The 13,238-nt window shown below is 71.5% G+C and carries 10 protein-coding genes; 6 read left to right on the top strand and 4 right to left on the bottom strand.

Annotated features, from left to right (window positions below; all coding sequences use genetic code 11):
- The 5 genes from RUR49_RS06390 to RUR49_RS06370 all read left to right on the top strand — a co-directional run bounded on the left by RUR49_RS06390 (position 1) and on the right by RUR49_RS06370 (position 6,410).
- Positions 1–1,494 (top strand): aldehyde dehydrogenase family protein, encoded by a 1,494-nt coding sequence (locus tag RUR49_RS06390; RefSeq protein ID WP_409145537.1) that lies wholly within the window; start codon positions 1–3, stop codon positions 1,492–1,494.
- Positions 1,484–3,199 (top strand): GMC family oxidoreductase, encoded by a 1,716-nt coding sequence (locus RUR49_RS06385; protein ID WP_409145536.1) that lies wholly within the window; start codon positions 1,484–1,486, stop codon positions 3,197–3,199. Before RUR49_RS06390 ends, RUR49_RS06385 begins: the two co-directional genes overlap by 11 nt.
- 23 nt (positions 3,200–3,222) lie before the next feature.
- The gene (locus RUR49_RS06380) at positions 3,223–4,005 is read left to right on the top strand and encodes an HpcH/HpaI aldolase family protein (RefSeq protein ID WP_409145535.1); all 783 of its coding nucleotides are present in this window, start codon (positions 3,223–3,225) and stop codon (positions 4,003–4,005) included.
- A gap of 26 nt (positions 4,006–4,031) precedes the next feature.
- Positions 4,032–5,294, top strand: a complete 1,263-nt coding sequence (locus RUR49_RS06375) for an NAD(P)/FAD-dependent oxidoreductase (RefSeq protein WP_409145534.1) — start codon at positions 4,032–4,034, stop codon at positions 5,292–5,294.
- Positions 5,295–5,570: 276 nt separating this feature from the next.
- Positions 5,571–6,410: a universal stress protein gene (locus RUR49_RS06370; protein WP_409145533.1), complete on the top strand. Its 840-nt coding sequence runs from the start codon at positions 5,571–5,573 to the stop codon at positions 6,408–6,410.
- A 104-nt stretch (positions 6,411–6,514) separates the two neighbouring features.
- On the opposite strand, the gene RUR49_RS06365 is transcribed toward RUR49_RS06370, so the two are convergent.
- The gene (locus RUR49_RS06365) at positions 6,515–6,934 is read right to left on the bottom strand and encodes a winged helix-turn-helix transcriptional regulator (protein WP_409145532.1); all 420 of its coding nucleotides are present in this window, start codon (positions 6,932–6,934) and stop codon (positions 6,515–6,517) included.
- 393 nt (positions 6,935–7,327) lie between these two features.
- Between RUR49_RS06365 and RUR49_RS06360 the strand changes: the two genes are divergently transcribed.
- Entirely contained in the window at positions 7,328–8,167 is an 840-nt protein-coding gene (locus RUR49_RS06360) for an NAD(P)H-binding protein (RefSeq protein ID WP_409145531.1), read from the top strand.
- Positions 8,168–8,178: 11 nt separating this feature from the next.
- Here RUR49_RS06360 and RUR49_RS06355 read toward each other — a convergent pair whose 3' ends face one another.
- The 3 genes from RUR49_RS06355 to RUR49_RS06345 are packed head-to-tail and all read right to left on the bottom strand — an operon-like array spanning position 8,179 to position 13,156.
- Positions 8,179–10,077 carry an SRPBCC family protein gene (locus RUR49_RS06355; RefSeq protein WP_409145530.1) on the bottom strand — a complete coding sequence of 633 codons (1,899 nt, stop codon included), beginning with the start codon at positions 10,075–10,077 and terminating at the stop codon, positions 8,179–8,181.
- Positions 10,078–10,101: 24 nt separating this feature from the next.
- Complete coding sequence (locus RUR49_RS06350; protein WP_409145529.1) at positions 10,102–10,539, bottom strand: SRPBCC family protein; 438 nt, start codon at positions 10,537–10,539, stop codon at positions 10,102–10,104.
- Positions 10,540–10,573: 34 nt separating this feature from the next.
- Entirely contained in the window at positions 10,574–13,156 is a 2,583-nt protein-coding gene (locus RUR49_RS06345) for a flotillin domain-containing protein (RefSeq protein ID WP_409145528.1), read from the bottom strand.
- Between the last annotated feature and the right edge of the window lie 82 nt (positions 13,157–13,238).

Here is a 13,238-nt window from a genome sequence, read left to right as displayed (position 1 = left end):
ATGACTGCTGCCGCAAGCCTCGACTTCGATCCGAACACCCTCGACGTCCCCGCCGGCCACTTCGTCGGCGGCCGCCTCGTCGAGCGGCCCGGCGAGGCGATCCTCGTCCTGCGCCCGTCCGACCACCAGCCGATCGGCACGCTCTCGGACGGCGGTGAGGCCGTCGTCGACGAGGCCGTCGCCGCCGCCAAGGCCGGCCTCGCCGCCAGCCGCTGGGCGACCGTCTCGCCGCGCGAGCGGGCCCGCGTGCTGCACCGCTTCGCCGACGTCGTCGAGGCGAACGCCCCCGCCCTCGCCCGCCTGGAAGCCGCGAACTCCACCCGTCCGATCGCCGAGACGAGCGTCCGCGACGCGGTGCGCACGGCCGGCGTCATCCGCTACTACGCCGAGTTCTGCGACAAGCTCGAGGGCGACATCACCGCCACCGAGGGCAGCGTGCTGTCGCTGGTCAAGGGCGAGCCCTACGGCATCGTCGGCGCCGTCGTGCCGTGGAACTTCCCGATGATCACCGCGGCGTGGAAGTTCGCCCCGGCGCTCGCCGCCGGCAACGCCGTGGTGATGAAGACGTCGGAGCTGACGCCGTTCTCGCTGATCGCCCTCGCCGTCCTCTCCCCAGAGGCCGGCCTGCCGGCGGGCCTCCTCAACGTCGTCAACGGCCTCGGGCACACCACCGGCAGCGCCATCGTCCGCCACCCGGACATCCGCAAGATTTCCTTCACCGGCTCCACCGCCACCGGCGCCAAGCTCATGGCGGAAGCCGCCCTCAACGGCCTCAAGCCGGTGACGCTGGAGCTCGGGGGCAAGAGCCCGCAGCTCGTCTTCGCCGACGCCGCCGATCTCGACGCGGTCGCCGGTCACGTCGCCCGCGGCTTCCTCGGCAATGCCGGCCAGGTCTGCACCGCCGGCTCGCGCCTCGTCGTGCAGCGCTCGGTCGCCGAGCCGCTGATCGAGAAGATCGAGGCCTCCTGCGCCGCTGTCCGCGCCGGCCCGACCTGGGAAGGCGCCACCACCTTCTCGCCGATCGTCAGCGCCCGCCAGGCCGAGCGCATCGATCAGTTGGTCCGCGCCACCATCGCCGAGGGCGCCACCGCCCGCATCGGCGGCCGACCGCTGGAGGCTCGCAACGCCGGCGCCTGGTATGCGCCGACCATCCTCGAGGGCGTCACCGAGGCGATGACCGGCTTCCGCGAGGAGTTCTTCGGCCCGGTGCTGTCGGTCCACCGCTTCGACGACGTCGACGAGGGCATCGCCATGGCCGGCCACCCGGTCTACGGCCTCGCTGCCAGCGTCTACACCGCCGACATCGGCAAGGCGCTCCGCGCCAGCGACCGCATCGCCGCCGGCATGGTGTGGGTCAACCACCACGGCCGCGCCCCCGAGTTCACCTTCCCCGCCGGCGGCTTCAACGGCTCCGGCTTCGGCAAGGACATGGGCCGCGCCGGCATCGAGGGCTTCCAGCGCCAGAAAGCCGTGTGGATCGACTATGCCGCCTGACGCCCTCCCCCCGCGCTTCGACTTCGTCATCGTCGGCGGCGGCTCCGCCGGCTGCGTGCTGGCGAATCGCCTCTCGGCGAGCGGCCGCCACACCGTCGGCCTGTTCGAGGCCGGCCCCGACACCCCGCCGGACGACGTGCCCGACGTCATCGCCGACAGCTATCCCGGCCTCTCCTATTTCGATCCGCGCTTCCACTGGCAGGACCTGCGCGTCTACACCCGCTCGCCCCGCCTCAACTCGTCCACGGCCAAGCCCTCGAAGCTCGAGCAGGCGAAGGTGATGGGTGGCGGCTCCAGCATCAACGGCCAGTTCGCCATCCGCGGCATGCCGGCGGACTACGACGCCTGGGCGGCGATGGGCCTGCCCGGCTGGGACTTCGAGGGGCTGCTGCCCTACTTCAGGCGCCTCGAGCGCGACCTCGATTTCGATGGCCCCGAGCACGGCCGCGACGGCCCGCTGCCGATCCGCCGTCTGTTCCCGAAGGAGTGGGCGCCGTTCACGAAGGCCGCGCTCTCCGCCCTCGAGGCGCAGGGCTACCCCTACCGGCCGGACATCAACGACGGCTCGCTGCCAGACGGCTGCTTCCCGCTGCCGCTCACCAACGAGAACGACCGCCGCGTCTCGACTGCGCTCGGCTACCTCTCCCGCGAGGTGCGGGCTCGCAAGAACCTGACGATCGTCCCGCACGCCCACGTCCGCCAGCTTTTGACGGAAGGCCGCCGCGTCACCGGCATCGAGGTCGACGTTGCCGGCTCTGTCCACACGGTCGCGGCCGGAGAAGTCATCGTCTCCTCCGGCGCGCTGCATTCGCCGGCGATCCTGATGCGCGCCGGCATCGGCCCGGCCGGCCACCTGAAGCACCTCGGCATCGGGGTGGTCGCCGACGTCCCCGGCGTCGGCGAGAACCTCACCGATCACCCGCACATCTCGATCGGCACGCACTTGCGCCCCGCTGCGCGCCTCCCCGCCGGCCAGCGCCGCCACATCTTCATGGGGCTGCGCTACTCCTCCGGCGTCGAGGGCTGCACGCCCGGCGACATGCTGCTGATGCCGGCGAACCGCACCGGCTGGCACCCGCTCGGCAAGCGCATGGGCTCGCTCGGCGTCTGCGTGAACAAGTCCTATTCGCAGGGCACGCTCCGCCTCGCGAGCCCGGATTTCCGTACCGAGCCCGTCGTCGACCTCAACCTCGCCGCCGACGGGCGCGACCTGAAGCGTCTCGTCGAGGCGTTCAAGCTCATCTACCGCACGATCGAGTCGCCTGAGGTGAAGGCCGCCACGACGATGTGGTTCCTCGCCGGCTACACCGACGAGGTGCGGGCGATGTCGGTCCGCAAGCCGTCGAACTGGCTGAAGACCGCCGCTGCGGCCTTCCTGTTCGACGCGAGCCCGCTCACCCGCGACTGGCTGTACCGGAGCCGCTTCGGCCCGGCCGAGCGCCTGCACGCGATGGCGCGTGACGACGAGGCGATCGCAGACTGGGTGAAGTCCACCGTCTGGTCCGGCTGGCACGTCTCCGGCACCTGCCGCATGGGCGGCGACGACGACCGCATGGCCGTGCTCGACGGCCGCCTGCGCGTCCGCGGCGTCGAGGGCCTGCGGGTGGTCGACGCCTCCGTGATGCCGTCGATCTGCTCGGCCAACACCAACATCACCACCATCGCGATCGCCGAGAAGGCGTCCGACCTCATCCTCAACCCCTGACGGCCACGCCAAAGAGGACTTCCATGCGCGAGAACAAGATCCAGACCATCTGGGCGGCCGGCGGCACCGTGATGAACGGCTGGCTCGCCATCCCCTCCTCGATCTCCGCCGAGGCGATGGCCGTGCAGGGCTTCGATGGCCTGTGCATCGACATGCAGCACGGCGCCATCGACTACCAGGTGATGGTCACCATGCTGCAGGCGATCTCCACCACGAACGCGACGCCGCTCGTGCGCGTGCCGTGGAACGAGCCCGGCATGATCGGCAAGGTGCTCGACGCCGGCGCCTACGGCATCATCTGCCCGATGGTGAACACCCGCGCCCAGGCCGAGGCCTTCGTCGCCGCCTGCCGCTACGCCCCCGTCGGCCACCGCAGCGTCGGCCCGCTGCGCGCCTCGCTCTATGGCGGGCCGGACTATTTCGCCAAGGCGAACGAGACCATCCTGACGATGGCGATGATCGAGACGCAGCAGGCCGTCGACAACCTCGAGGAGATCCTCTCCACGCCCGGCCTCGACTCCGTCTACATCGGCCCCTCCGACCTCTCGGTCTCCATGGGCCACGCGCCGGGCTTCGATCCGCGCTTCCCGAAGGTCTATGAGACGATCGTCAAGATCGCCGAGGCCGCCAACCGGCACGGCGTGGTGCCCGGCATCCACGTCGGCTCCGTCGCCTACGGCCAGGAGATGATCGACGCCGGCTACCGGCTGATCTCCTACCTCTCCGACTTCCGGATGCTGCAGTGGGTGGCCGGCAACGGCCTCAAGGCGCTGCGCGCCGGCACGCCGGCCGCCAACACGCCCTGAGCCTCGGCGAGACAGGAGTGTAACCGATGACCGGCACCGAGGCCTCGCGTCGGCGCGCGATCGTCGTCGGCGCCGGAATCGTCGGCGTCTGCTCGGCGTCGTACCTGCAGCGCGCGGGCTACGACGTCGAACTGATCGACCCGGCCGAGCCCGGCAGCGAGGACCAGTGCAGCTACGGCAACGCCGGCGGCATCTGCCCGGGCTCGTGCGTGCCGATCGGCATGCCGGGCATGCTGAAGAAGGTGCCGGAGTGGCTGCTCGACCCCGAGGGGCCGCTGTTCGTCCGCCTCGGCTACCTGCCGCAGGCGATGCCGTGGATTCTCCGCCTCCTCTCGGCCGGCCGGCGCTCGCGGGTGCCGGCGATCGCCGACGCCATGCGGGCGCTGCACCAGGGCACCTACGACGCCTACGCGCCGCTCCTCAAGGAGGCCGGCTGCGAGGTCCTGCTCGCCCGCCGCGGCCAGCTCTTCGTCCACGAGAGCGCCAACGCCGTCTCGCCCTCCGACTTCGGCCTGACGCTCCGGCGCGAGCGCGGCGTGGCGATCGAGTTCCTGAACGAGGACGAGATCCGCCAGCTCGAGCCGGCGCTCGCCCATCGCTTCAAGAGTGCGGTGTTCCTGCCCGAGCAGGGCCAGTGCAAGAACCCCGGCCGGTTGGTGGCGAGCCTCGCGGCGGCCTTCGTCCGCAACGGCGGCACTCTCACCCGCGCCCGCGTCACCGGTTTCGAGACCGGTCCGAACGGCATCGCCGCCGTCAGCACCGATGCCGGCCGCCGCGCGGCCGACACCGTCGTTCTCTCCGCCGGCGCCTGGTCGAAGGCCCTCGCGAAGTCCCTCGGCTACCGGGTGCCGATGGAGGCCGAGCGCGGCTACCACGTGCAGGTGACCGGCGCCGATGTCGGCCTCCGGACCCAGACGATCTGGTCGGAGCGCAAGTTCGTCGCCTCGCCGATGGAGGGCGGCCTGCGCTTCGCCGGCACCATCGAGCTTTCCGGCCTCGGCCGGCCGCCGAACTACCGCCGCGCCGACATCCTGCTTTCCATGGGCCGCGAGATGGTGCGGAACCTCGAGGTCGGCGAGGTCACCCGCTGGATGGGCAACCGGCCAGGCATGCCGGATTCGCTGCCCGTCCTCGGCCGCGCGGCCCGCCACCGCAACCTCATCTTCGCCTTCGGCCACGGCCACACCGGCCTCATCGCCGGCGCCGTCACCGGCCGCCTCGTCGCCGAGATCGCCCGCGGCGAGACCCCCTCGATCGACCTTTCGCCCTACCGGCTGGAGCGGTTCTGAGCGCTCTCGGGCGTGACCCCCGGCCGTGTCAGTCGCCAGGGTCTGCGGGACGGGGCCGCTCCGCTGAGCCACCATCCCGATGCTCCTCGACAACGCAGGCCGACGGCCATGCGCTTCCGTCCCGGTCTTGATGCACATCAAGGGTGGTCGCATCCGCGCGTCTAGGATGCCGGATGGGTGGGGACCCGGGATCGAGGCAGGAGATTTCCGATCCGGAGGAGGCTGTCGTCAGAGGTCGCGCCCGGTCGCGGCCTGCTGAATGCCGAGGAGTGACAGATGTCCGGAGCCCGTCTCGCCTATCTGCCGCTGATCACCTATCCCGATACTGTCTCAGACGAAGCCGTCGCGGCTGCCGTGCGCCTCGCGCTCTCGCTCGACCACGAGCTTCACGTCACCACGTTTTCGGCGAAGATCCCGCGCGTGTCGACGCCACTCGGCGCGCTTCTCCTCGACGTGCCCGGGATGATCCGCGTGACGGAGGAGAACAGCCGGAACCAGTGCCAGCATCTGCAGGACTTGGTCCGGAGCCACGCGGGCCGCTCGACCAAGGTCGGCTGCCATAGCCGCGAGTCCGTACCGGGTCTGACGGGAGATGCCGCCGCGACGGAGGCGCGTTACTTCGATCTGTCGCTGTTGCCGTGGGCGGAGGACAAGCCGGTCGTCCAGGACCTTGCGCAGGCGGTCGTGTTCGGCGCCGGTCGCCCGACGGTCCTCGTGCCACCCTCCGGCGACTGGGCGCCGATAACCCACATCGCCGTCGCATGGGACGGCAGTCGCGTGGCGGCCCGGGCGCTTGCCGATGCGATGATGCTGATCGGGCCGGGCACGCGCCTCACGGCGCTGACGGTCGTGGACGAGAAGCAGCTCGAGCGGGTCGACATCGCCGAGACGCTGGCCGAATCCCTCCGGCGGCGAGGGCTGACCGCCACCGCGCTCTCCGTCCCCCTCGGCGGCCGCCCGATCGCCGAGGTTCTGCAGACGTCTGCCCTCGAAGCGGGAGCGGACCTGCTCGTCATGGGAGGCTTCGGCCACTCGCGTATCCGGGACTTCGTCCTCGGCGGCGCGACGAAGGGCGTTCTGGCCGGACTGCGGATGCCGGTTCTGATCTCACACTAGCGCTCGCGGACCGGCCTTGGCGCGTCCGTCGGACGCCCGGGTCGTCGCGTCGGCAGGCCGTCCACCCGCCCGGCCGGGCGTGGTGAGCGAGGTTGCGCCGCTGTTCAGGCGGCGCGATCCATGCCGGCCCCGGCGGCACCGGAAGCAGCCGGCGCGGCTGAGCCAGTGCTGCCCGCGTCATAGGCCTGCTGGGCCGCCAGCACCGCCTCGATGTTGTGCTCGGCCCAGTGCGCCAGCGCCGCGATGGTGTCGGTGAGCGTGCGGCCTAGGGGCGTCAGGGCATACTCGACCGTCACCGGCACGGTGGCGAAGACGGCGCGCGAGATCAGCCCGTCGCGCTCGAGCTTCTTCAGCGTCTGCGACAGCACCTTCTGCGAGATGCCCTTGATGGTGCGCCGCAGCTGGTTGAACCGCACCGGCCCGCCGCGCAGCCGGTCGAGGATCAGCACCGCCCACTTGTCGGCGATGCGGTCGAGCACCAGCCGGGTCGGGCAGCGGTCCTCGTAGACGTCGGGCTGAAACATCGCGGGTACTCCAAGACATTGGCGCCATTATCTCGCAAAGGCAGCGGTCGTTTCGGACATCCTCGCGGCAGGACGACGGTGGGTCGTCCCTCCCCTGACAGGGGGAGGGACAGAGCGCCGAAGGCGCTCAGGGTGGGGCCTGTGAATCCGGATTGAGACGGCCGGCGTCGCGCTCCTGATTGACGGGCCCCCACCTGCCGGCTTCGCCGGCTGTCCTCCCCCCTGACAGGGGGAGGACGCGTCGCGCTCGCGTGGACGTTTCCATCCCTCCGCCCCGCCCCGGTTTCCCCTCGGAAACCATCGCACCGCAAGGTGCTCTCTTTCGCGCGTTTCCTCACCGCAGTATGTACCCACTCGGCAGCAGGTATCTGCTGGATACTAAGGAGACGAACGATGTCTGGCAAGATTCTCGTGCTCGGCGCCACCGGCAATGTCGGCCGGCCGCTGGTGGATGCGCTGGTGGCGAAGGGCGAGGCGGTGAAGGCGGCGTCGCGGGGCGGCGCGCCGGTCGGCGGCGCCGAGGGCGTGCGCTTCGACTATGCCGATCCGTCGACGATCCCGGCCGCCCTCGAGGGCGTCGACCGCGTCTTCGTCATGCTGGCCGCCGGCTACACCGACCCCGTCGCCATGCTGTCGCCGATCGTTGAGGCGGCCGCCGCGAAGGGCGCCAAGGTGGTACTGATGACGGCGCTCGGCGTCGATGCCGACGACAACATTCCCTACCGTCAGGTCGAGTTGAAGCTGATCACGTCCGGCGCACCTTACGTGATCGTCCGCCCGAACTGGTTCGCCGACAACTTCCACACCTTCTGGAAGGCGGGTGTCTCGGCCGGCCACTTCGGCCTGCCGGCCGGCGACGGCGCCACGAGCTTCATCGACCTGCGCGACCTCGTCGCCAGCATCGCCGCGGTGCTGACCACCGACCGCTTCGACGGCCAGGCCTTCGCCGTGACCGGCCCGGAGGCGCTGACCTACGCTGAGGCCGCCGCGATCCTGTCGGAGGTGATCGGCCGGCCCGTCGCCTACGAGGCGATCGACGACGCCGTCTTCATCGCCATGCTGACGAGCTTCGGCGTGCCGGAAGCCTACGCGACGTTCCTCGCAACGATCTTCTACCCCGTCCGTCAGGGCTGGGCCGCCGGCGTGTCCGATGCGGTCGAGACGCTGACCGGCCGCAAGCCGATCGCGCTTTCGACCTACGCCCGCGACCACGCGGACGCCTGGAAGGCCTGACGGACTGGGCCTCAGACGGTCAGCACCGTCGAGCCGACCGTCTCCCGCCCCTCGAGGCGCCGGTGCGCCTCGGCGGCGGCGGCGAGCGGCAGCCGCGCGCCGATCATCGGCTGCACGGTGCCGGCGGCGAGCACGGCGAAGAGCCGTGCCGCCATCGCCCGGAGTTCCTGCGGGTCCGAGGTGTAGTGGCCGTAGTTCGGCCGCGAGATCGTCGCCGACTTGCTGGCGAAGGCGCCGATGTCGTGGGCGCCGACCGGCCCCGACGCCTGCCCGAAGCTGACGAGGTGTCCGCGCACGGCGAGTGCGGCCACCGAGGCCGCGAAACTGTCGCGGCCGATGGCGTCGTAGATGACGTCGGCGCCGCGCCCGCCGGTCGCCCGGAGCACGGCTTCCGAAAACGGCTCGCGGCCGTGCACGACCACGAGGTCGCAGCCGGCGCGGCGGGCGAGTGCGGCCTTCTCGTCGGTCGAGACCGTGCCGATCACGGCCGCCCCGAGCGCGCTCGCCCATTGGCAGAGCAGCAGCCCGACGCCGCCGGCGGCGGCATGCACCACCACCACCTCGCCGGGGCGCACGGCGTGGACCCGGTGGAGCAGGAACTCCGCCGTCAGCCCCTTCAGGAGCACGGCGGCGGCCGTCTCGTCGTCGATGGCGGACGGCAGCTTCAGCACCAGCGCCGCGTCCATCGTCCGCGCCGCCGCATAGGCGCCGACCGGCGGACAGGCGTAGGCGACGCGGTCGCCGGGGGCGAGGTGCGTCACCCCCGGCCCGACGTCGACGACGACGCCCGCCGCCTCCATGCCCGGCACGGCGGGCGGCGTCAGCAGGTCGAAGAAGCCGGTGCGGCAGTAGACGTCGATGTAGTTGACGCCGATCGCCGTCTGGCGGAGCCGCACCTCGCCCGGCCCCGGCGGCGGCACGCTCACCGTCGCCGGCACCAGCACCTCCGGCCCGCCGTGGCGGGAGACGACGATCGCCTCGGCCTCGATGGCGCCGGCGACGGGGCGGCCGGAAGACGGCAGCGCCCGCGCCTGCCCCTGTCCCTGCCCCTCTCCGCGACCCTGCATCGGCAGCGATTCGGCCGACCGGGCGACCGCGAGCGCCCGCGGCCCGTCGTCCGCGCTCCGGCCGCCGCTGACCGCAGTCGCCTCGATCTCCGCCCGGCGCACGACGGTGAAGACGTCCATGCCATCCTCCTCGCGCCCCGGGCGCGCTCCCCACTGGGGCGACGGTTCACCATCGTCCCAGGGTCGCGCCGCACCGGCATCCCGCAGGCCCGTCGCTGCGCTGTTCGGAGCCGCCACGGCCGTCTGCGTCACCGGCGCCACCGGCGGTGCTGCCTCCGTCCGCACCGTCTCGAAGGCCGCGTGCTGCGGTCCCGCTGCCGTCAGAGGACGAAGCGCTATCGGTGCCACGACGGCGGCGGCCGGTCGTGTCATCGCCGTCGCCGGTCGCACCGCACCGCCCGCGCCCGCGAACCGCCGCTGCAGCGCTGTGAGCCCGGCCTCGTAGATCTCCTCGGCGACGAGCCGCATCAGCCGCCCCGCCTCGGCCGCCGGCGGATCGAAGCGGGACTCCCACTCCACGAACGTCCGGTCGCCGTCGGTCACCGGCGTCGCGGTCAGCGTCGCAACGTAGCCGTCGAGCCTGAGCGGCGCGTCGAGGATGCAGTAGGTGAGCCGGCGGGCGCGGTCGTCGAGGCCGATCAGCCGTTCCCGCAGGAACGCCCCGTCCTTCAGCCGGAAGGCGCGGACGCCGCCGACCTGGTCGACCGGCCGGCTCCCCTCCATGCGGCTCGTGGCGACGGACGGATGCCAGCGGTCGTGGGCGTTGAAGTCGCGCAGCAGCGCCCAGACGGTGGCGACGGGCGCATCGATGACGGCACTGCGCCGGACGCGGACGACTGTCACGATGCCCTCGCCGCCACGAAGCCCTCAGCCCCCGAAGCGCTGCTTCAGCGCCTGCAGGGCGGCGTGGAAGACGTTCTCGCCGATGAAGGTGACGAGTTCCTGGTCGTTGCCGGCCGGCACGCGGAACTCCGCCGTCCATTCGATGTAGGTGCGGTCGCCGTCGGTGACGGGCTTCAGCGAGAGCGTCGCCACATAGTCCTCGACCCCCATCGGGCTTTCGAGGATCGAGTAGGTCATCGAGAAGTCGTAGTCCGACAAGGCGAGCAGCCGCTCGCGCAGCCGGGCGCCGTCCTTGAGCGAGAAGTTGCGGACGCAGCCGATCTGGTCGGCCGGCGCCCCCATCTCGATGCGGCTCTCCGCCGCGAACGGCGTCCACGCCGGCAGGCCGTTGAAGTCCCGCACCACCGGCCACACCTGGCCGACCGGCGCGCCGATCACCGTCGACACGAACACCTTCGCCATCGTCTCTCTCCCCGCCCGGCCGGTGCGATCCGGCTCAGTTCTGGTCGCGATCGCGGTCGCGATCGTCGTCGTCCTTGCGCGCGGCCTTGCCGTTGCCCTTGCGCGCCCGTGTCAGGCTGTCGATGTCCTTGGCGTCGCGCAACACGTCGGTCATCCGCCCGACCGAGCCGCCCTCGATGCCGACCTCCTTCATCAGGCTGTCGATCATCGGCGCCTGCACGCGGTAGCGCAGCGCCGAGTCGATCACCTCGTCGGTGACGTTCTTGCCAGACCCGCCGCCGCCACCGCCGCCGGTGAGCCCGTCGACGTGCAGGATCTTGATCGCCTCGATCTTCTCCATCGGCTTGACGCTCTCGCGCACGATCCCCTCGATGCGCTCGAGCAAAGCCTGCTTGAGGCGGCCGGCGCGGGCCTCTTCGGTGAGCAGGTTCTCCGCCTCGTTGAGCTGGCGGGCGCCGTCGGCGTCGACCTTGTACTGGGCGGCGGTGGCACCGGTGCGGATGAGGGCGGCGTCGGCCTCGGCCTTGGCGGCGATGGTCTGGGCTTCGGCGAACGCCTTGGCGGAGTCCTTCTCGGCCTCGGCCTTGGAGACGAGCCGCAGCCGCTCGCGCTCGGCGTCGCGGGCCGTACCGATCAGGTCGATCGCCTTGCGGCGCTCGGCGATCTCCCGCTCGCGCACGGTGAACGACTGCTCCTCGGCGAGCACCGCCTTGGCGCGGGCGGCTTCCGCCGCGGCCACGGCGGCCGAGCGGGCCTGCGACTTCTCCGCGAGCTCGATCGCCTTGTCGATCTCGGCGCCCTCGACCGCCTTGTCGCGTTCGATGGCGAGCTTCCTGAGGTCGCGGTCGCGCACCAGCCGTGCCTCCTCCAGGCCGCGGTCGGTGGCGATGCGGGCGCGCTCGACCTCCTCGCCGGCGACGATCTCCGCCTCCTCGAACGCCTGCCGGCGGGAGATCTCCAGTCCCTGCAGCGCCTTCTCGCGGTCGATGCGCGCCTCGTCGAGCTTGCGCTCCTGGGCGATGCGCGCGCGGTCGAGATCGATGCGGGCGACCACCTCGGCGCGCCGCGCCTCGGTGTCGGCCTCCACCACCTCCAGCGACTTGCGGGCGAGCGCGATCTCGCGCTCCCGCTCGGCGAGCTCGAGCGACTTGCGGCGGTCGACCTCCAAGCCCTCCTGCTCGCGCCGCTGGGCGATGCGGTCGGTCTCCAGCACCAGGGCGGCGGCGATCTGCTCGCGCTCGACGTCGCGCTCGGCGACGATGCGCGAGCGCTCCACCGCGTCGCGGGCGACGATCTCGGCCTGCTCGGACGACTGCCGCTTCTCGATCTCCAACGCCTCGAGGATGCGCTCGCGCTCAAGCCGCGCCTGGTCGAGGGCGCGGTCGCGGTCGAGGCGGGCTGTCTCGAGCTGCAGCTCGACGGCGATCTCGGCCTGGCGGCGGTCGCCCTCGGCCTGCGTCACCACCATCTGCTTGGCCGACAGCGCGATCTCGCGCTCGCGCTCGGCGAGCTCGACCGCCTTGCGCCGCCCGACCTCGAGCTCCTCCTGCTCGCGCTGGCGGTTGATGCGCTCGCGCTCGACGGCGAGGCCGGTGGCGATCTCCTCGCGCTCGGTCAGCTCGCGGCTCTTCAGCTCCGCTTCCTGAAGGGCCCGGCGGCGGGCGATCTCGCGGGTCTGGATCTCCTGCTCGCTGGCGATGCGCGATTCGGCGAGCGAGCGCTCCTGGGCGATGCGCGACTTCTCGACGAGCTCGTTCGAGGAGATCTGCGCCTGCTGCGCCTCCTGCTCGCGGGTGGCCCGCTCGCGCGTCAGGTCCGCGCGCTGGATAGCGCGGCGCACCTCGACTTCGCGCTCCTGCTCGAGGCGGGCGTACTCGCCCTCGCGGTCGATCTCCAGCACGCGCCGCTCGGAATCGAGGTTCTGCGTGCGGATCTCCACCATCGTCTGCTGCTCGATGAGGTTGCGCATCTTGCGGCGCACCTCGATCATCTCGGTCAGCTGCGTCAGGCCCTCGGCGTCGAAGGCGTTGGAGGGATCGAAGAACTCGAGCGCCGTCTGGTCGAGGTCGACCAGGGCGACGCTTTCGAGCTCCAGCCCGTTGTTGGCGAGCGCGTCGGCGGCACTCTGCTTCACCCGCTCGGAGAAGGCGCCGCGCTGCTCGTGCATCTCCTCGAGCGTCATCTCGGCGGCCACCGTCCTCAGCGCCGCAGCGAACTTGCCCTCGAACAGGTCGCGGATGCCTTCCGGCTGCATGGCGCGGCGGCCGAGCGTCTGGGCGGCGAGGCCGACGGCCTGGCGGTTCGGCTGCACGCGCACGAAGAACTCGGCGATCAGGTCGACGCGCATGCGGTTCTTGGTGATCAGCGCCGTCTGCTGGCCGCGCCGCACCTCGATGCGCATGACGTTCATGTTGACCGGCGTCACTTCGTGGACGACCGGGATCACCAGCGCGCCGCCGTTGATCACCACCTTCTCGCCGCCGAAGCCGGTGCGCACGAACGCCGTCTCCTTGGTGGAGCGGCGATAGAGCCAGCGCAGAAGATAGACGGCGATCACCACGACGATCGCCAGCACGATCAGCCAGAGGATCACGGCTCCGAACACATCCGCCGTCATGGTCCTGCTCTCCCCAATCGTCCGGTCCGAAGCGGCGGCCGGGCGTCTCGTTCATTCAAGGGCGTTCGGCACGCCGCGGCGC

Source organism: Pseudoxanthobacter sp. M-2, from assembly GCF_046156265.1.
In the GTDB taxonomy this organism is placed as follows: Bacteria; Pseudomonadota; Alphaproteobacteria; order Rhizobiales; family Segnochrobactraceae; genus CAMDHY01.
Note: the sequence above shows the minus strand (reverse complement) of the source record. Positions and strands in the feature narration are given on the sequence as shown.

Bases quoted from the DNA above. Each gene is read 5' to 3' on its own strand.
- RUR49_RS06380 (WP_409145535.1), top strand. From the start codon at position 3,223: ATGCGCGAGAACAAGATCCAGACCATCTGGGCGGCCGGCGGCACCGTG.
- RUR49_RS06370 (WP_409145533.1), top strand. From the start codon at position 5,571: ATGTCCGGAGCCCGTCTCGCCTATCTGCCGCTGATCACCTATCCCGAT.
- RUR49_RS06360 (WP_409145531.1), top strand. From the start codon at position 7,328: ATGTCTGGCAAGATTCTCGTGCTCGGCGCCACCGGCAATGTCGGCCGG.
- RUR49_RS06365 (WP_409145532.1), bottom strand. From the start codon at position 6,934: ATGTTTCAGCCCGACGTCTACGAGGACCGCTGCCCGACCCGGCTGGTG.
- RUR49_RS06345 (WP_409145528.1), bottom strand. From the start codon at position 13,156: ATGACGGCGGATGTGTTCGGAGCCGTGATCCTCTGGCTGATCGTGCTG.
- RUR49_RS06375 (WP_409145534.1), top strand. From the start codon at position 4,032: ATGACCGGCACCGAGGCCTCGCGTCGGCGCGCGATCGTCGTCGGCGCC.
- RUR49_RS06350 (WP_409145529.1), bottom strand. From the start codon at position 10,539: ATGGCGAAGGTGTTCGTGTCGACGGTGATCGGCGCGCCGGTCGGCCAG.
- RUR49_RS06390 (WP_409145537.1), top strand. From the start codon at position 1: ATGACTGCTGCCGCAAGCCTCGACTTCGATCCGAACACCCTCGACGTC.
- RUR49_RS06385 (WP_409145536.1), top strand. From the start codon at position 1,484: ATGCCGCCTGACGCCCTCCCCCCGCGCTTCGACTTCGTCATCGTCGGC.